A 17,131-nucleotide genomic window follows, 5' to 3' on the forward strand; every position below is an offset into this window, starting at 1 on the left:
ATGCGCAAGACTTTCGACTTCGACACCAGAACCGTGCTCATCACCGGCGGCGCGCGCGGCATCGGCCTGGAGCTCTCCCGCCAGCTGGTCGCCAAAGGCGCGCATGTGATCGCGGTCGGACGCGACGCAGCCTCGCTCAACGCGCTGGCGATGGAGCTCAATGGCTCGGTCACCGTCATGCAGGCCGACCTCGGCGCGCCCGGCGGCGTCGAGGCCCTGTCACACTGGCTGCGCGAAACGCATCCACAATGCAGCGTCCTGATCAACAACGCCGCAATCATGCATCACGACGACCTGACAGCGGACGGCCCGGCCCGGCTCGACGCCATAGCGGCCGAGATTTCGGTCAACCTGGCCGCACCGCTTCAGCTGTCGGTCGCCATGGTGCCCGTGCTGAAGGCCCACCCCGCCTCGGCCATCGTCAACATCACCTCCGGGCTCGCCATCGCGCCGAAGCGCGGGGCCGCCGTCTACTGCGCCACCAAGGCCGCCCTGCGCAGCTTCACCCGTTCGCTGCGCGACCAGTGCCGCGCCGCGAGGCTGCCGGTCCAGGTCACCGAGGCCGTCATGACCGTCGTCGACACCACGCTGTCGCGCGCCGGTTCGTTCCGCAAATACCCCCCGGCACGCGCCGCCGCCGACGTCATTTCAGGCGTCGAACGCGGGCTCGACGAGATCTGGATCGAAAAGACCAGGCTTCTGCGCCTCGTCCACCGGCTTTCGCCCGGGCTCGCCTACCGCATCATGCGCGACCGCTGACCGTCTATCCCCCAGCCAGGACCTCAGAGATGACCGAATTCAACACCTTCGCAGCCCAACTGCTGCGAAAACCCCGTGAGGTGTCGGCCCTTGCGCCTTCGTCGCCGAGCTTGTGCCAGCTCATGGCGGGCCAGATTCCACACTCGGCGCGGCGGGTCGCCGAGTTCGGACCCGGCACCGGCAACATCACCCGCGAAATCCTCAAGCTCGGCATCGCGCCTGCCGATCTCTTCCTCTACGAGGTCAACCCGGTCTTCTGCCGCATGCTGCGCGAGCGTCATCCCGACGTGTCCGTCTTTGACGAACCGGCCGAGAAACTGGCGTCGTCAGGCCCCGCACATGTCGATGCCGTCGTCTCGGGCCTGCCGCTGCTGTCGATGTCGGCCAGCCAGCAGCAGGCGATCCTGTCCGCCGCCTTCTCGCGGCTCGGGCCGGACGGCGTCTACATCCAGTTCACCTACGGGCTGTTCTCGCCGCTGCGCAAAAGCATCGCCGAAAGCCTCGGCCTGGAGTTCACGCGCTCGCCGCGTGTCTGCCGCAACCTGCCGCCGGCGGTCGTCTACGTCTTCAGGCGCAAACGCAACTGGGCGGGCTGACCGGCGAGCGGCCGTAGCCCGCGCCGCAATCGCGCCACAGTGACAGGCGAACCAACCGGCTGCATCAGAAAGCCGGTCGCATGACGCATGCCGTGAAACTGGATCCCAGCTGGCCCATCTCGCTGGCACTGCATGGCCTGCTGCTGGCGGCCATCCTGTCGTTGCCGAGGCCGCATCAGTTGAGGCTTCCTGCGGAGGATTCGGTGCCGGTCGAGCTGGTGGCGCCCACGCCCGATCAGGCGAAACTCCAACCGCAAGCTCCCACCGGTGCGCAGTCACCCAGCGCTGCGCTCCCACCACGGCCCGAGGCGCCCGAAGCGCCCAAAACCCCAGAGCCCGCAACTCAAGCGCCCGCACCCCAAGCGCCCGCAACCCAAGCGCCCGAAACCCAAGCAGCCGAAGCGCCGGCAGTGCCAAAACCGGCCCTGGTCAAGGCACACAGCTTCTACGCCGCCAAGGTGCTCGCCGATCCGCGCAGCCGCCGCGCCCGGCAGGAGCTTACGACCTTTGCCCCCGACGAACGCGCCATCCAGCTCTGCAACATCGAGGCCATGGAGCAGATCCGTCGCTGGAAGGCAGAATTCCGCCCCGATCTCGTCGTCCCCTATGCAACCGGCAATCTCGGCATCGACGGCGGCGCGATCCACGCGCAAGGCGGAGCCTTCCGTTCAAGGGGGCTCTGGTACGGCGTGACCTTCTCTTGCGATGTCGCCGAAGGCGCTGTCACGGCTTTCGAGTTCAGTGTCGGCGCGCCGATCCCGGAGGCGAGATGGGCCGAATACAACCTCGTCGCCGGCGACCCGGAAGACTAGGCGCCGAAACGAAAAAGCCCGGCCTGAGCCGGGCTTTTCCTGAACGATGTCGAACCGATCAGCTGTCGAGGAACGAGCGCAGCTTGCGCGACCGGCTCGGGTGCTTGAGCTTGCGCAGCGCCTTGGCCTCGATCTGACGGATACGTTCGCGGGTGACCGAGAACTGCTGGCCGACTTCTTCCAGCGTGTGGTCGGTGTTCATGCCGATGCCGAAGCGCATGCGCAGCACGCGTTCCTCACGCGGGGTGAGCGAGGCCAGCACGCGCGTGGTCGTTTCGCGCAGATTGGCCTGGATCGCCGCGTCGATCGGCAGGATCGCCATCTTGTCCTCGATGAAATCGCCGAGATGCGAATCCTCCTCGTCGCCCACGGGGGTTTCGAGCGAGATCGGCTCCTTGGCGATCTTCAGCACCTTGCGCACCTTTTCGAGCGGCATGGCGAGCTTTTCGGCCAGTTCTTCCGGCGTCGGCTCGCGGCCGATCTCGTGCAGCATCTGGCGCGACGTGCGGACGATCTTGTTGATCGTCTCGATCATGTGCACCGGAATGCGGATGGTGCGGGCCTGGTCGGCAATCGAACGGGTGATCGCCTGCCTGATCCACCATGTGGCATAGGTCGAGAACTTGTAGCCGCGGCGGTACTCGAACTTGTCGACGGCCTTCATCAGGCCGATATTGCCTTCCTGGATCAGATCCAGGAACTGCAGGCCGCGGTTGGTGTATTTCTTGGCGATGGAGATCACGAGGCGCAGGTTTGCCTCGACCATTTCCTTCTTGGCGATCGCGGCTTCGCGTTCGCCCTTCTGGACCTGGTTGACGATCTTGCGGAACTCGAGGATCGAGATCGCCGTTTCGGTGGCGAGATTCTGGATCTCGGCGCGCAGGTCGCGGATCGTGTCCTTCTCGTTCTTGGTGAACTCCTTCCAGCCGCGGCTGGACAGGTTCGAGATCGAGCGGATCCAGTTCGGGTCGAGCTCGGAGCCCTGGTATTCCCTGAGGAACTCCTCGCGGCGCACGCCATAGCTTTCGGCGAGGCGCAGAAGCTTGCCCTCGTTCTGCACCAGGCGCTTGTTGATGTCGTAGAGCTGCTCGACCAGGGCCTCGATGCGGGCCTGGTTCAGCGACAGCGACTTCACCGCCGTGATCAGCTGGTCCTTCAGCTCCTTGAGGCGACGGTCCTGGCTCGGCGACAGCGTGCCGGCGGCAGCCAGACGGTTCTCGACCTGCTGGTCCTGCAGCTTGCGCAGCTTCTTGTAGGTGTCGGCGATGACGTCGAGCGTCTCCATCACCTGCGGCCGAAGCTCTGCTTCCATGGCCGCCAGCGACAGGCTGGCCTCGTCCTCGTCTTCTTCCTCTTCCTCGCCGCGATTGTCGCCGCCGACATTGGTGATGTCGTCCTCGTCGTCGCCGCCGCGCCGGCGGCCGGCCTTGGGCTCGTCCTTCGGCTTGGCGTCTTCGTCGACGCGCTCGACGATCGGCGCCTGCTTGGCCTCGGGGCCGGCATAGGTGGCTTCGAGATCGATGATCTCGCGCAGCAGAATCTTGGCTTCGTTGAGCTCGTCGCGCCAGATGATGATGGCCTGGAAGGTCAGCGGGCTCTCGCACAGGCCGGCGATCATCGTCTCGCGGCCTGCCTCGATGCGCTTGGCGATGGCGATTTCGCCCTCACGCGACAGAAGCTCGACCGACCCCATCTCGCGCAGATACATGCGCACAGGGTCGTCGGTACGGTCGGTGGGCTCTTTCTTGGTCGTGGTGGCGGCAACGGCCGTGCCGGTCTGTTCGGCAAGCTCGTTGGCGTCTTCCTCGGCGTCGCCTTCAGCGGCTTCGGCCTCTTCGCCCTGCTCGTCGTCCTCGACGACGTTGATGCCCATGTCGGACAGCATCGCCATCGTGTCCTCGATCTGTTCGGAGGTCACTTCCTCCGAGGGCAGCACCGAATTCAGCTCGTCCATGGTGACATAGCCGCGCTTCTTCGCGACTTTGATCATCTTCTTGACAGCGTCATCGGAAAGGTCGAGCAAGGGGCCGTCGGTTGCGCCCTCGCGTTCGGTCTCGACCTCTTCCTTTTCTTTTGTCGCCATTCTTCGCTTTCTCCAGACGGCCTTTCAGCCGCTTAAACTTCCGTACAGTGCAAATCAGATGCGCTCATCCAACCTGCGCCTGAACTGCCAGTAGCTTCACCTGTCTTAAGTCCAGATTAACCCTGATATCTGTGGCGGAATATCTTCCTGTCCAGTGACAAGCACCACCACCCCGCATTTTCAGGCCAGTGACTCGATCGGCAGCCTGGCTACCGGTTAACTTTTCGAATCGACCTGATTCCGTCATTCTGGCGGAAGGTCAAGCGCCTGTCGCATGATTCGCCTCAAAAAGGCGAATCAATTGCTGGATGGACAGCGTCCCCGCCTCAATTCCGCCCGGTTCGGCCAGAGGACACGCCAAAGCCTTCGATAAGCGCTTCGGTGGCCTGCACGTCATGAAACTGCGCCTGGATCTCCACCAGATGCCGATAATTTTCGTCCGTCGGATCGGTTGCGAGTGCCGCTTCGGCCTGTTTCAGTTCCTTATGTAAGGTGCGAGCGCTTCGGTGCAAGTGCAACGTCTGCGCGAAGGCGTCGCGGGCGTCTTCGAGCGCCGCATCCTCCAGCGCCGTCCACTGGCGCGCCTTGCGCACAAGTGCCACGGCCCGCTCCCAGATCTCGTTGCAGCCGGCGCGGCTGATGGCGCCCACCACCTCGTCGCGGTTGTTGGCCTCGTCATGGGCCATCGCGTCGATCAGCGCGACATGCAGCTGCCTGAGCTCGGCATTGCTGAGATCGAGCCTTTCGACATGGTCGAAATTCTCGTCGACCAGCGTGGGGTGATTGACCAGCGCCACGACAAGGCAGGTTTCGCGCAGCGGCAGGATGCTGCCGGCGCGCTTGACCAGGGCCGAACGCGCAAGGCTGTCGGACACCGCCAGCCTGCCGGCGGCGACACCTGGCCCACCCTTGTTCCACTGGCCGCGCTCGCCGCCCTTGCCGCCCTTGTTGAACGAGCCCTTGCCGCCCGCGCCCTGGCCGCCCTGCTGGCGGCCGCGCTGGCTGCCGAAAAAATTCAGCACCCGCTCGCGCATCTCCTGCTGGTAGTGGTAGCGGACGCTCTCGTCCTTGATCCGGCTGGTCAGCTCGCGCAGCGTCTTTTCAAGCTCCGCCCGCCGCTCCGGCGTCTCGAAGATGCCGTTCGACGTCTCGCGCATCCAGATCAGGTCGGACAAGGGCCTTGCCGCCTCAAGCACCGTGCGGAACGCCTCCGGCCCCTCGGCCTTGACCAGATCGTCGGGGTCCTTGCCCTCGGGCAGCAGTGCAAAGCGCGCCGTATGGCCCGGCGCCACCAGCGGCAGCACCATGTCGGCGGCGCGGTAGGCCGCCTTCAGGCCAGCCTTGTCGCCGTCGAAACACAGCACCGGCTCGCCCGACATGCGCCACAGAAGCTCGAGCTGGTTCTCCGTCAGCGCCGTGCCGAGCGGCGCCACCGCATTCTCGAACCCGGCCTGGGCCAGCGCGATCACGTCCATATAACCTTCGACGGCGATCACCGCCCCGCCCTTCTGCAGCGCCTTGCGGGCCCGGGCGAAGTTGTAGAGCACGTTGCCCTTGTGGAAGAGCTCGGTCTCGGGCGAGTTCAGATATTTGGCCGGCGCGTCCGCCGACATGGCGCGGCCGCCAAAGGCGATGATGCGCCCGCGCGAATCCGGGATCGGGAACATGATGCGGTCGCGGAACCGGTCATAGGACACCGGCACGTCCTCGAACACCGTCAGCCCGCAGGCCTCCATCTGGACCTTTTCGACGCCCTTGGAGGCCAGGAACTCCTTCAGCGCATTGCGGCTTTCAGGCGCATAGCCGAGCCGGAACGACTGCTGCGTCGCAGGCGTCAGTCCGCGGTCGCGCAGATAGGCGCGGGCCTTGGCCCCGTCCGCCCCCTGCATCCGGTCCTGGAAGAACTGCGTCGCCAGCTCCATGACGTCGTGCAGCGACGCCCTCTCGCGCTCGCGCCGCTCTTCCTGGGCGTCGCGCGCCGGCAACGGCACACCCGCCATCTCGGCGATACGCTCGACCGCTTCGGGAAAGCTCATGCCGTCGAGTTCGGTGAGGAAGCGGAAATGGTCGCCGGTCACGCCACAACCGAAGCAGTGGTAACGGCCCTTGCGGTCCTCGCAGTGGAACGACGGCGACTTTTCGCCATGGAACGGGCAGCAGGCCCAGAAGTCGCCCTTCTGGGTGTTGGTCTTCTTGCGATCCCAGGTCACGCGCTGGCCGATCACGGCCGAAATCGGCACGCGGTCGCGTATCTCGCTCAAAAATCCGTCGGAAAAGCGCATCGGGCCCTGCTTGTTTCATCCTCATATAAGCAAGCCCACGCCGGCCAGCGACCCCTATTCGCACCCATGCCCGGTTTTCACAGGTCACAAGCCCGGCCGTCCAGCCAGCCATTCAGCGAGGCCATTCAGCCAGGCCATCCAGATTGCGGCGCGTCGCGGTCGCGCCGGAACCACGCCCGATGTCGAACCTCACTACATATGGACAGTCGCCTCTTGTTGCATTTGCACAGCTGTGCAATATGGACGAAAGATATTATCCGGCTAATCTAATCGGCATGGTCAACACAGTGATTCGCCTCAGCGCCCAAAAGCCAGGACAGCAGGCCAACACCCCAGCGAGGTACGCACGGTGAGCGGTTCGGTCGTCCTCCTCCATCTCGCCGGCGCGGTGGCACTTTTGCTGTTTGCCACGCGCATGGTGCGCACCGGCGTCGAGCGCGCCTATGGCGACGTGCTGCGCCACAAGCTGCGCGACACCATGCGCAACCCGCTGATGGCGGTGCTTGCCGGCACTGCGCTGGCGATCGCGCTGCAGAGTTCCACCGCCGTCACCCTGCTCGTCGGCTCCTTTGCCGGTGCGGGCATCGTCAGCGGCATGGCCGGCCAGCTCGCCGTGCGCGGCGCCGAGATCGGCTCGGCGCTGGTCATCAAGATCCTGACCTTCGACCTGTCGCTTCTGGTGCCGGTCTGCCTTGCCGCAGGCACCGCCATGTTCCTCGCCACCGAGCGCCGCTCCTGGCAGCAGTTCGGCCGCATCCTCGTCGGCATCGGCCTGCTGGTGCTGTCGCTGGAGATGGTCGGCCAGGCATCAGAGCCGCTGCGCGAAAGCAAGCTGCTGCCCGTCATCATCGACTATTTCAAAGGCGATCCCGTCACCGCCTATCTGCTTGCGGCACTGATCACCTGGCTGTTCCATTCGTCGATCGCAGCGGTGCTGCTCATCGTCACGCTGGCCGGCCGCGGGCTGGTGCCGCCCGAACTCGGCATCGTCCTGGTGCTCGGCGTCAATCTCGGCAGCTCGGTCATCGCCCCCCTGCTCACCCGCAGCGCCGAGCCGGCGGTGCGCGTCGTGCCGGTGGGCAATCTGCTGATGCGCGGCGCAGGCTCGCTGGTCATGCTGGTGCTGTTCTTGTCGTTCAAGCCGCCGGTGGCCTTCCTCGGCACATCGGTGCCCGACCAGATCATCAACGCCCACATCCTGTTCAACTGCATCATCCTGGTCGCCGGCCTGCCGCTCGCCAGGCTGGTCTACAGCGCCTCGGAAAAGATCGTGGCGATGGGCACCAAGCCCGATGCCGCCAAGGACATGGCGGTGGTCGAGCTCAGCGCGCTGAACGAGGCAGCGCTCGATACCCCGTCCCAGGCGCTCGCCAACGCCACCCGTGAGGTCGTGCGCGTCTGCGAAACCGTCGAGATCATGCTCCAGCGCATCATCGAGCTCTACGAGGATGCCGACGCCGACAAGATCAAGGCGCTGGCCGCCCTCGACGACCGCGTCGACCGCAAGCATGCGGCGATCAAGCTCTACCTCGCCAAGGCGACCATCCGGCCGATGACCGAGGACGAGGCGCTGCGCTGCCAGGAGCTGCTCGGCGCCTGCGTCAAGCTCGAGCAGGTCGGCGACATCATCGTCCGCAACATGCTCGCCCATGTCCAGAAGAAGCTCGACCGCGGCCTCGAATTCACGACCGAAGGCTGGCGCGAACTGCTGAGCTTCCACCAGGCGGTGCTGGCCAACGCCAGGCTGTCCTTCAACGTGCTGGTCTCACGCGACCTCAAGACGGCGCGCCAGCTGGTGGCCGAAAAGGACCATCTGCGCGACGTCGAGAAGGAAACCAGCCAGAGCCATTTCCTCAGGCTGCGCGACGGCACCATCAAGAGCGTCGAGACCAGCTCCATCCACCTCGACACCATCCGCGACCTCAAGCAGATCAACTCCATGCTCGCCTCCATGGCCTATCCGGTCCTCGAAGAGCACGGCCTGCTCCAGGGCTCGCGCCTGAAGGCAAGCTGAGCAGCGTCGATCCCTTCTCCCCTTGTGGGGTCAGGAGCGGTGGCCAAAGGCCAGGAAAAGCCAACGATTTGGCCTTTCCAATGACGAACGCCCGGAGCCCTGGCGGAGGGCCCGGCCAGCGCGACCTCCCCTTCTCCCCTTGTGGGAGAAGGTGCCCCGAAGGGGCGGATGAGGGGTGCTGGACGGAACGCGGCGTCCCAAGGCTTCACAGCACCTTATTCTGCTCCGCCTCATTTCTTCCAACACCCCTCATCCGTCTCGGCGCTGCGCGCCGATCCACCTTCTCCCACAAGGGGAGAAGGAAAGTTTGCGCCGCCCTCGCCCCGAGACGAAAAGCGCCCATCCTGGCCCCAGCGACGGCCCTTGCCTGTCCGCCCCGATCCGGGCGAGGCTGCATTTCCACCTTCAGGGGATCAGCACATGGCCGCGCTCGACCGGGAAAGCCTCATCCAGGACATGACCGCCTGGCGCCATGACCTGCATGCCCACCCGGAATTCGGCTTCGAGGAACGGCGCACCAGCGCCTTCGTCGCGCAGAAGCTGCGCGAGTTCGGCCTCGACGAGGTGGTCGAGGGCGTCGGCGGAACCGGCGTGGTCGGCACGCTCCGGCGCGGCAGCGGCAACCGTGCCGTTGCCCTGAGGGCCGACATGGACGCACTGCGCATCGCCGAGCAAGGCAACCACGCCTACGCCTCGCAGACGCCAGGCGTCATGCATGCCTGCGGCCATGACGGCCACACCGCGATGCTGTTGGGCGCCGCCAAGATGCTCGCCGCCGACGGCGGCTTCGACGGCACCGTGCGCTTCGTCTTCCAGCCGGCCGAGGAATGGGGCAAGGGCGCTCTCGCCATGCTCGACGACGGCCTGATGAGCCGCTTCCCCTTCGACGAGATCTATGGCCTGCACAACATGCCCGGCCTGCCGCTCGGCCATTTCGAGACGCGGCCCGGCCCGCTGATGTCGGCCGAGGACAATTTCGAGATCGTGCTCGAAGGCCTGGGCGGCCATGCCGCCCGCCCGCATGTCGGCCGCGAGGTGCTGGTGGCGGCCTGCGCTGTCGTCACCAATTTGCAGACCATTGCCGCGCGCCGGCTCAACCCGGCCGATGTCGCCGTCGTCTCCGTCACCGAGCTCATCACCGACGGCACCCGCAACGCCCTGCCCGGCCACGCCCGCATCCTCGGCGACGCCAGAAGCTTCCGCCCCGAAGTCAGCGCCGAGATCGAACGGCAGATGCGCATCATCGCCGAAGGCACCGCACTTGCCTACAATTGCACGGTCTCGGTGGCCTACAGCAGGGAATTCGTGCCGCTGGTCAACGATGCCGACGCCACCGCCGCAGCCCTTGCAGCCGCAGCAGCGGTGTTCGAGCCGGCCGCGATCAACGGCAAGGGCGAACTGGTCACCGCTTCGGAGGATTTCGCCCGCTTCCTCGACCACGTGCCGGGCTGCTTTGCCTATATCGGCAATGGCGAGACCTCGGCCCCGCTGCACAATCCGCGCTTCGACTTCAACGACGCAGCCCTGATCCACGGCGCCGGCTTCCACGCCGCCATCGTGCGCCAGCGCCTGCCGGTCGGGTGAACCGCTGCTTGCGCGAATCGACCGAGTTCGTAAACTCTGAAAAGGCCGTGCAGCCTGCCGCTCGCTCCCTTGGGATTGGTGAATGCACCACGAACCAGGTTTTCCCCTCGCGGGCGACCGTCGGCAACGCGAGCACTGACGCCTGAAGTCGCCCCCATAGGGAAAACACCCATGCCAACGCTTGACCGCGTGAAGTCCATGGCCAGAGACCTGCGCAACAGCCTGGCCGAACAGGGCATACACCTCTCCCACAGCGCCTGTCTCGAAACCGTTGCCCGGCAACTCGGCTGCACCGACTGGAACATGCTGAAGGCCAGTTGCGACGCCGGAACGGGCCTCGGCATCTCAATATTGGTCAAACACGGTCGCGAGGAAGAAGCGGCAGCCTTCTACCAGCATGCCTTCGGCGCCGTCAGAGGCGGGGTCTACAGATTTGAGGGCAGGCCGATTTCGATAGACCTCAGGATCGGCGACGTTGCCGTCCAGGTTGGCGGCGCCAATCCGCGGCGGGAACTCGAGCCGCATCGCGGCGGTCCCTTCTTCCCCAAGGCTGATGGTGCCGTCAGCGTCGTCTTCATACTGGAGGTCGCCAACGCAGCGGCGGCCCTGCAGAGGGCAGTCGACGCAGGGGCAAGGCTACGAGGAGAGCTCGCGTCCGCCACCGACGGCCGGCGCGGTGCCACTGTCTTTGATCCGTTCGGCCACATCTGGGCCCTGCGCGACAGGACGCCCGTCAGGCTCCGCCGCGCGGCCTGACGGAGCAGCGCCCCTTGCCCCCCTTGCGGGGTAAGGAGTGGTGGCCGAAGGCCAGGAAAAGCCAACGATTTGGCTTTTCCAACGACGAACGCCCGGAGCCATAGCGGAGGGCCGGGCGGCCCCGAAGGGGCGGATGAGGGGTGCTGGACGGAGCTTCGGCATCCGAAGGCCTGTCGCTTCACAGCACCCTATTCTGCCCCGCCTCATTCCTTCCAGCACCCGTCATCCGTCTCGGCGCTGCGCGCCGATCCACCTTCTCCCACAAGGGGAGAAGGAAAAGCGCGACATTAGGTAGAAAACGCCACCAACGCCATATCAAGTCATTGATTGCAAATAGCATTTTCGATGACTGACAAGGGGTGGTTAGTGAACTGTCGGCTTTTGGAAGAGCCTCCAAGAAAAGCAGACATTGGTGGGTTAGCGAACCAGGGGCCGAAATCGGATCGGCGGCTTCTGGAGACTATATTTATTCAAGCAGAACAAGCGCGAGTTTCTGGTCGGACAAGCAGCTAACGAGCTTTCATTCGCACCTGACGCGGACTCTTTCCGTATTTGCGGGTAAAGCGGTAGCTGAAATAGCCCGGGTCATTGAACCCGTTGGCGAATGCAATGTCCTGTATCGTCCGGTTGCGCTGGTTTGAGCGCTGGAGCGTGCGGTAGCAGCGGTCGAGGCGCTCGCTCTCGATCCATTTGTGCAAGGTCGTTCCCGTGGCACTGAAAAGCTTGTGCAAGTAGCGAACGGAAATGCCCGCCTTTGCCGCCACGAAGGAAACCGACAGCTCCGGGTCCGAAAGATTGACGATCACGATGCTGCGGATGCGTCGGATGATATGGTCGTGCGATTGCGTGAGTTCATCGCCCAGGGACGTATCGTCGTCCGGGTCTGAATCGGCGATAAGATCCAGGATCGCGGTAGCGAGTGAATATCCAGCCTGTGGTCCCATATCCGTGGGATCGGCTTCGAGCGATCGCAGTATCCGGGAAGCCAGGCCGCTGGCGCCGCCCTCACCGCGGAATATGTGCCCGCACACCCTGTCGGTGCTCAGCCCACGGTGAACGAACTCGTTGCGCGGGAACCGGACCACGACCCGCCGAACCGGGCCTTCGAACTCGATGGAATAGGGCAGAGTGCTGTCGACGATGCTGAAGTCGCCTGGCGTCAGACGCACGTCACGGCCGATATGCCGCGTGACACCGGTTCCGACCACCTGCAGCGCCAGCAGATAGTCCTTGCCATTGTCACGGCCGATATTGGCAAGGCTTCGTTCGATGACGACCGGTTCACAGTCGACGAAGGAACAGTCGAGGAAACCGACCTGACTCTTTCTAATCTTGGCCTGGTAGGCGTTGGTTTCGAACCGATGAGCCGACAAATCGGCGATCTGGCAGATTGCCTCCTGGAAACTCGTGAAACGGGCGGTCGGATCGACCGCATCAGTGGACAGGACAGTGATCATCGGCACCAACAACCCCATGCACGTTAGCGCAGCGGTCCAGCGCTCACAAGTGCACAACTCCACCCGCCGGAGTGCACAATCGCGGCACTCTTCATGCACGATCGTACCAAGACTTCCTTCCCCGTCGAAGCTTTACTGGGATCAAGCGATGGTGATCACAACCATGCATTCAACAATCTGGGGAACAACGATGAACCGTATCTCACGCAGAATGACTGGTGTGTCGTTTACAGCGTTCGCATTGGCGGCGACCGCAGTGCTGCCGGCCAGCGCGAATCAGGCCGCCATCGACTTCGCCAAGAAAGTCGTCGGCCAGGCTACCAACACCGTCATGTCACGCGATCCGCTGGGCGAAGGCTCATCGCGCTGGACCGGCGCGGAAGCCTCGCCGAAACCCGTCAAGGACGCGACGATCGCGGTGGTTCCATGCCCTCTCGCTCTCTCCGTTTGCCAGACCACACTTGCGGACGCCACGGCGGCCGCCGAGGCTATGGGCTGGAAGGTCATACCGATCGATTCGAAGGGCGATCCCGCGGTTACCCAAAAAGCCGTCGAGGCAGCAATAAACCGCGATGTAAGCTGCGTGCTTACCCTTGGCTCCCCATCGCGCGATATCCGCGCTCAGATCCAGCGGGGCAAGGAGAAGGGGATCGCTTTCGTGACGGGCTTCTCCGACGACCCGAGGGAGTTTGGCGGCGATATTGGCTTCGGCATCGACCAGACCGCTGCCGGCAAGCTTCTCGCAGCCTATGTGGTTGCCAATGGCGGCGGCAACGTCGTCATGTTCACGGCCCCCGCCTTCCCGCAGCTGGGTGAACGGCTTCAGGGCTTCAAGGACTATCTCGCCGAGCATGGCGGTGATGTCGCCACGGTCGTGGAAGAGGTAGAGTTCAATGTAGGCGCGGGCGCCGCCGACCTGATCACCAAGACACAGGCGCTGCTGACCAAGCACCCCAAGGACAGCATCCAGTGGGTGCTGGGACCGTATGACGAATCGCTCGTTCCGGTTCTCGCGACGGCACGGCAGCGCGACCGGACCGAGATCAAGGCGCTGGGCTTTGACGGTGAACCCGTCGCGGTAGACTCCATCGTTTCGGGAGGCGGCCAGGTCGCGACGATCAACTGGGGCCTGGAATGGGTGGCGTGGGCTGGCATCGACGAATGCAATCGCGCGATCAACAAGGCTGAGGTCGGCGTGAACAAGGATTTCCCACTTCAGCTGACCATCCAGTCGAATGCAACACCCCGCAAGCGCTACGATCCGGGCTTCGACTTCAAGACGAAATATCGTGAGATCTGGGCGGCGGCGAACTAGCCGGCGGAACACATGTGTCGGGGCCATCGCGGCAGGCACAGCGCCCGCCGCAGGCTCCATACGCTCGCGGACAAAGCATCGACATGTCGCTTCTCCAATTCTCGAACATCGCAAAGACCTTCGGCGAGACCCGCGCACTGAAGGGAGTGGATTTCGATGTGCGCAAAGGCGAAATCCACGCGCTCGTCGGAGAGAACGGCGCCGGAAAGTCGACACTCATCCGCATACTCGCGGGAGACTTCTCGCCTGATCACGGTTCAATGCTTCTGGCCGGAAGCCCGCTGCGCCTCCTGCATCCAAGCGATGCGCTGGCTGCCGGAATTGGCTTCGTCCATCAGAGACCGCCTTTCATCCCCGACCTTTCGATCACGGAGAACTTTCTCCTCGGCCTTCCCTATCAACATCGGAAGGCAGGGCTGATCGACTGGAAAACCCAGCATGGCGAATGCGAAGCGAGTCTGGCATCGCTGGGACTCTCGGTCGATCCGCGGACTCCTCTCGCCTCCCTGAGCGCGCATCAGCGCCAGATGGTCGCATTGGGAAGGGCCTTGCTGCGCAAGCCCAGGCTGCTGGTTCTCGACGAGGTCACGGCGTCTCTGTCCGAACCGGAAGTTCGTACTCTCCTCGACACCATCCGCAAACTGAAGGAGCGCGGTGTAAGCGTCATCTATGTCAGTCATCGCCTTGAAGAGGTTTTCAGGATCGCCGACCGTGTGACGGTCTTGCGCGACGGGCGGCGGATATCGACCACGCCGCTTGCAGAAATGACCGAGGGCGGACTGGTGCGCGACATCGTTGGGTCCGACATGCAGGACCTTTTTGTACGCAAGACCGGTCCGGTCGCCAAGGATCGCGAAACGCTGGTTTCGGTGAAAGGGCTTGGCGACAGCAGGCTCAGCGATATCAACTTCGACATAGCCAGGGGCGAGATCATTGGAATAGCCGGCCTCGGAGGCTCAGGCAGGTCACGAATACTTCGCATGCTTGCAGGCGCGTCACCCAGCACTGCCGGCGACGTGCTCATTGAAGGCAGGCCCGTCGCAACCGGCTCCGTCCGGGACGCCCTGAAGGCGGGGATTGCGCTTGTGACGGAAGAACGGGGCCATGATGGCTTCGTCGACACGCTGCCCATCTGGCAGAATGTAACCCTGCCATGGGCCAGCCGGTTCCGAACCGGGGGACTTCTGAATCTTCGCGCCGAACAACAGAAGACCGAGGAAGCGACGAAGCGATTCTCCGTGAGGATGCCTTCGATCCACGCCTCCATGTCGGCTCTCTCCGGCGGAAATCAACAGAAGGTCATCTTCTCGCGATGGGTGCTGGGTCCGGTTCGCCTGCTCCTGCTCGATGAGCCGACGCATGGCGTCGACATCGGATCCAAGACCCAGATCTATGGCGCCATTCGCGCGCTTGCCGGCGAAGGTCGCGGGGTTCTGGTGGTGTCATCAGAATTGGAGGAACTCCAAGCCCTTTGCGATCGCGTTCTGTTGCTGAGGGATGGAACGATCATCGACGAACTTAGCGGCGCCGATATCTCGAAGGATTCGATGCTGCATCGTCTTCTATCCTCTTCTGACAGCACAAAGGTCGCGGTATGACGATCCCGGAAACTTCCGCCCAAACCACCACAACCAGTCCCACCGAGCGCTCTTCCTGGACCGGCAGTTTTGACCTGGCGTCCGCGGCGCCTGTGATTTTTCTCTTTGTGCTGATCATCGGCTTCTCGATCGCCGAGCCCGCATATTTCCCGACCCGCGAAAACTTCGTGACCATCCTCAATGATGGAGCCCTGCTCGCGCTCCTCGCCTGCGGCCTGACGCTGGTGCTGATCGTCGGCGAATTCGATCTTTCCATCGCCGCGACGGCATCTTTCGCCGGCGCGCTTGCGACAGTCCTGATCACGCAGTTCGGCTGGCCGATTCCGACGGCGTTGCTGGTCGTTTTGATCAGCGCTCTGGTGATCGGTGCGTTCAACGGCATTCTCGTCACAGTGCTTGAAATTCCAGCACTGGTCGCGACGATCGGTACGGCAAGCCTGCTTGACGGCGCGACGCTCTGGGTGACAGGAAACTCTGTCATTTTCACCGGCTTTACCGATGCGTTCATACGGTACGGCTCGTGGCGCATCGCCGGATTGCAGGCGCCATTCTTCTATCTTCTCGTTCTGTCCGTCGTGATCGCCGTAGCACTGCGCTACACGGTTACTGGACGCCATCTCTACGCGACCGGCGGCAACCGGGCAGCAAGCCGCATGGCTGGAATTCGGGTCAACCGCAACGTCCTTCTCGCGTTCATTGCCTGCGCCGTCCTGGCGAGCATCACCGGCTTCATGTATACCGCCAGGCAGGGCTCGCTGACGCCCCTGTTCGGCACATCGATGATGCTTCCGGCATATGCCGCAGCCTTCCTCGGCTATGTGACTCTGGCCAACAAGCGCTTCCACATTCTCGGCACCGTGATCGGCGTCTATATCATCGGGACCGGCACCCTTGGCCTGCTCCTGATCGGCGCACCGGCCTATTCGCAGCAGCTGTTCGCAGGTGCAGTACTTATCGCTGCGACAGGCGGATCACGTGTCCGCAACCTCCCGCACAAGTGATGCCAGCCAAGTGACTCCCGCCATGCCAAACGCCACAATACAAACGAGTTTCGTCGGCGCATCTCCCCGCATCGCGGTCGAGAGCGTTGGCGAGGGAGAGCTTGTCGTCTTCATGCACGGCATCGGCGGCAACAGGCGAAACTGGCGAGATAATCTCCCGGTTTTCGGCGAGCATTTTTGCGCCGTCGCCTGGGATGCTCGCGGGTACGGCGACAGCGACGACTACGAAACGGAGCTGCGGTTCCGGGATTTCGCCGACGATTTGGCGAGGGTGCTCGATCATTTCGGCGAAGAGCGCGCGCACATCATCGGACTGTCGATGGGCGGTCGCATCGCGATGGATTTCGCCTACGCCTATCCCGACCGGCTGCGCACGATCACCCTATGCGCGACCAACACAGGCTTTTCGCGCTTCTCGCCGGAGGCCCGAGCGGAATTCATCCGCTCCCGCAGGGAACCGCTGATGAACGGAAAGGAGCCGGTCGACATCGCCGGGCCCGTGGCGCAATCGCTCATGGGGCCGAAGGCGTCAGCGGCAGCTCTGGCCCAGCTCGTCGACAGCATGTCGAGGCTTCACAAGCACAGCTACATCAAAAGTATCGAGGCGCTGGTGAATCTCGACACCCATGTCAGCCTGGACCACATCGCAGTGCCGGCCCATGTCATGTGCGGGTCCGACGATCCGCTCACCCCGCTCTCCATGTCCAGAGAGATCACCCAGCTCATCCCGCAGGCTACGTTGACCGTGGTGCCGGATGCTGGCCATCTTCTCAACATCGAGAACCCGGTAGATTTCAACGCAGCCGCCCTGAACTTCCTGCTTCGCCACCAGCAGGAATGAAGAAGGTAGGGCGGCCATATACAGCCAGAGAGC

At 63.8% G+C, this 17,131-nt stretch carries 13 protein-coding genes; 10 read left to right on the forward strand and 3 right to left on the reverse strand.

The genetic code is table 11. The features are described 5' to 3' along the window. The 3 genes from NDO48_RS05715 to NDO48_RS05725 all read left to right on the forward strand — a co-directional run bounded on the left by NDO48_RS05715 (position 1) and on the right by NDO48_RS05725 (position 2,167). The gene (locus tag NDO48_RS05715) at positions 1-759 is read left to right on the forward strand and encodes an SDR family oxidoreductase (protein ID WP_267321070.1); all 759 of its coding nucleotides are present in this window, start codon (positions 1-3) and stop codon (positions 757-759) included. A 29-nt stretch (positions 760-788) separates the two neighbouring features. Next, positions 789-1,355, forward strand: coding sequence for a class I SAM-dependent methyltransferase (locus NDO48_RS05720; RefSeq protein ID WP_267321071.1), 567 nt, complete (start codon positions 789-791; stop codon positions 1,353-1,355). Between the two features lie 410 nt (positions 1,356-1,765). Continuing rightward, positions 1,766-2,167, forward strand: coding sequence for a DUF930 domain-containing protein (locus tag NDO48_RS05725; protein ID WP_267321072.1), 402 nt, complete (start codon positions 1,766-1,768; stop codon positions 2,165-2,167). A gap of 58 nt (positions 2,168-2,225) precedes the next feature. On the opposite strand, the gene rpoD is transcribed toward NDO48_RS05725, so the two are convergent. Both rpoD and dnaG read right to left on the reverse strand, forming a co-directional pair. After that, positions 2,226-4,250 carry an RNA polymerase sigma factor RpoD gene (gene rpoD / locus NDO48_RS05730; RefSeq protein WP_018428855.1) on the reverse strand — a complete coding sequence of 675 codons (2,025 nt, stop codon included), beginning with the start codon at positions 4,248-4,250 and terminating at the stop codon, positions 2,226-2,228. Positions 4,251-4,576: 326 nt separating this feature from the next. Then, positions 4,577-6,532, reverse strand: a complete 1,956-nt coding sequence (gene dnaG, locus NDO48_RS05735) for a DNA primase (protein ID WP_267321073.1) — start codon at positions 6,530-6,532, stop codon at positions 4,577-4,579. 349 nt (positions 6,533-6,881) lie between these two features. Between dnaG and NDO48_RS05740 the strand changes: the two genes are divergently transcribed. The 3 genes from NDO48_RS05740 (at position 6,882) to NDO48_RS05750 (ending at position 10,886) form a co-directional block, all read left to right on the forward strand. Beyond that, positions 6,882-8,546 carry a Na/Pi cotransporter family protein gene (locus NDO48_RS05740; RefSeq protein ID WP_267321074.1) on the forward strand — a complete coding sequence of 555 codons (1,665 nt, stop codon included), beginning with the start codon at positions 6,882-6,884 and terminating at the stop codon, positions 8,544-8,546. A gap of 420 nt (positions 8,547-8,966) precedes the next feature. Further along, positions 8,967-10,130, forward strand: coding sequence for an amidohydrolase (locus tag NDO48_RS05745; protein ID WP_267321075.1), 1,164 nt, complete (start codon positions 8,967-8,969; stop codon positions 10,128-10,130). Positions 10,131-10,301: 171 nt separating this feature from the next. Continuing rightward, entirely contained in the window at positions 10,302-10,886 is a 585-nt protein-coding gene (locus NDO48_RS05750) for a glyoxalase superfamily protein (protein ID WP_267321076.1), read from the forward strand. A 509-nt stretch (positions 10,887-11,395) separates the two neighbouring features. Here NDO48_RS05750 and NDO48_RS05755 read toward each other — a convergent pair. After that, positions 11,396-12,343: a helix-turn-helix domain-containing protein gene (locus tag NDO48_RS05755; protein ID WP_245262335.1), complete on the reverse strand. Its 948-nt coding sequence runs from the start codon at positions 12,341-12,343 to the stop codon at positions 11,396-11,398. Positions 12,344-12,491: 148 nt separating this feature from the next. Here NDO48_RS05755 and NDO48_RS05760 point away from each other — a divergent pair, with 148 nt between their 5' ends. The 4 genes from NDO48_RS05760 (at position 12,492) to NDO48_RS05775 (ending at position 17,098) form a co-directional block, all read left to right on the forward strand. Further along, positions 12,492-13,658, forward strand: coding sequence for a sugar ABC transporter substrate-binding protein (locus tag NDO48_RS05760; RefSeq protein WP_267321077.1), 1,167 nt, complete (start codon positions 12,492-12,494; stop codon positions 13,656-13,658). 83 nt (positions 13,659-13,741) lie between these two features. Further along, entirely contained in the window at positions 13,742-15,256 is a 1,515-nt protein-coding gene (locus NDO48_RS05765; RefSeq protein WP_267321078.1) for a sugar ABC transporter ATP-binding protein, read from the forward strand. Further along, positions 15,253-16,257, forward strand: a complete 1,005-nt coding sequence (locus NDO48_RS05770) for an ABC transporter permease (RefSeq protein ID WP_267321079.1) — start codon at positions 15,253-15,255, stop codon at positions 16,255-16,257. The genes NDO48_RS05765 and NDO48_RS05770 overlap by 4 nt, the downstream gene beginning before the upstream one ends. Further along, positions 16,232-17,098 (forward strand): alpha/beta fold hydrolase, encoded by an 867-nt coding sequence (locus tag NDO48_RS05775; protein WP_267321080.1) that lies wholly within the window; start codon positions 16,232-16,234, stop codon positions 17,096-17,098. Before NDO48_RS05770 ends, NDO48_RS05775 begins: the two co-directional genes overlap by 26 nt. Positions 17,099-17,131: the final 33 nt, after the last annotated feature.

It is taken from the genome of Aminobacter sp. MET-1 (assembly GCF_026521175.1).
In the GTDB taxonomy this organism is placed as follows: domain Bacteria; phylum Pseudomonadota; class Alphaproteobacteria; order Rhizobiales; family Rhizobiaceae; genus Aminobacter.

Coding starts and splice junctions, on each gene's coding strand:
- NDO48_RS05715 (WP_267321070.1), top strand. CDS start 1: ATGCGCAAGACTTTCGACTTCGACACCAGAACCGTGCTCATCACCGGC.
- NDO48_RS05765 (WP_267321078.1), top strand. CDS start 13,742: ATGTCGCTTCTCCAATTCTCGAACATCGCAAAGACCTTCGGCGAGACC.
- dnaG (WP_267321073.1), bottom strand. CDS start 6,532: ATGCGCTTTTCCGACGGATTTTTGAGCGAGATACGCGACCGCGTGCCG.
- NDO48_RS05770 (WP_267321079.1), top strand. CDS start 15,253: ATGACGATCCCGGAAACTTCCGCCCAAACCACCACAACCAGTCCCACC.
- NDO48_RS05750 (WP_267321076.1), top strand. CDS start 10,302: ATGCCAACGCTTGACCGCGTGAAGTCCATGGCCAGAGACCTGCGCAAC.
- NDO48_RS05745 (WP_267321075.1), top strand. CDS start 8,967: ATGGCCGCGCTCGACCGGGAAAGCCTCATCCAGGACATGACCGCCTGG.
- NDO48_RS05755 (WP_245262335.1), bottom strand. CDS start 12,343: ATGATCACTGTCCTGTCCACTGATGCGGTCGATCCGACCGCCCGTTTC.
- rpoD (WP_018428855.1), bottom strand. CDS start 4,250: ATGGCGACAAAAGAAAAGGAAGAGGTCGAGACCGAACGCGAGGGCGCA.
- NDO48_RS05720 (WP_267321071.1), top strand. CDS start 789: ATGACCGAATTCAACACCTTCGCAGCCCAACTGCTGCGAAAACCCCGT.
- NDO48_RS05760 (WP_267321077.1), top strand. CDS start 12,492: ATGGTGATCACAACCATGCATTCAACAATCTGGGGAACAACGATGAAC.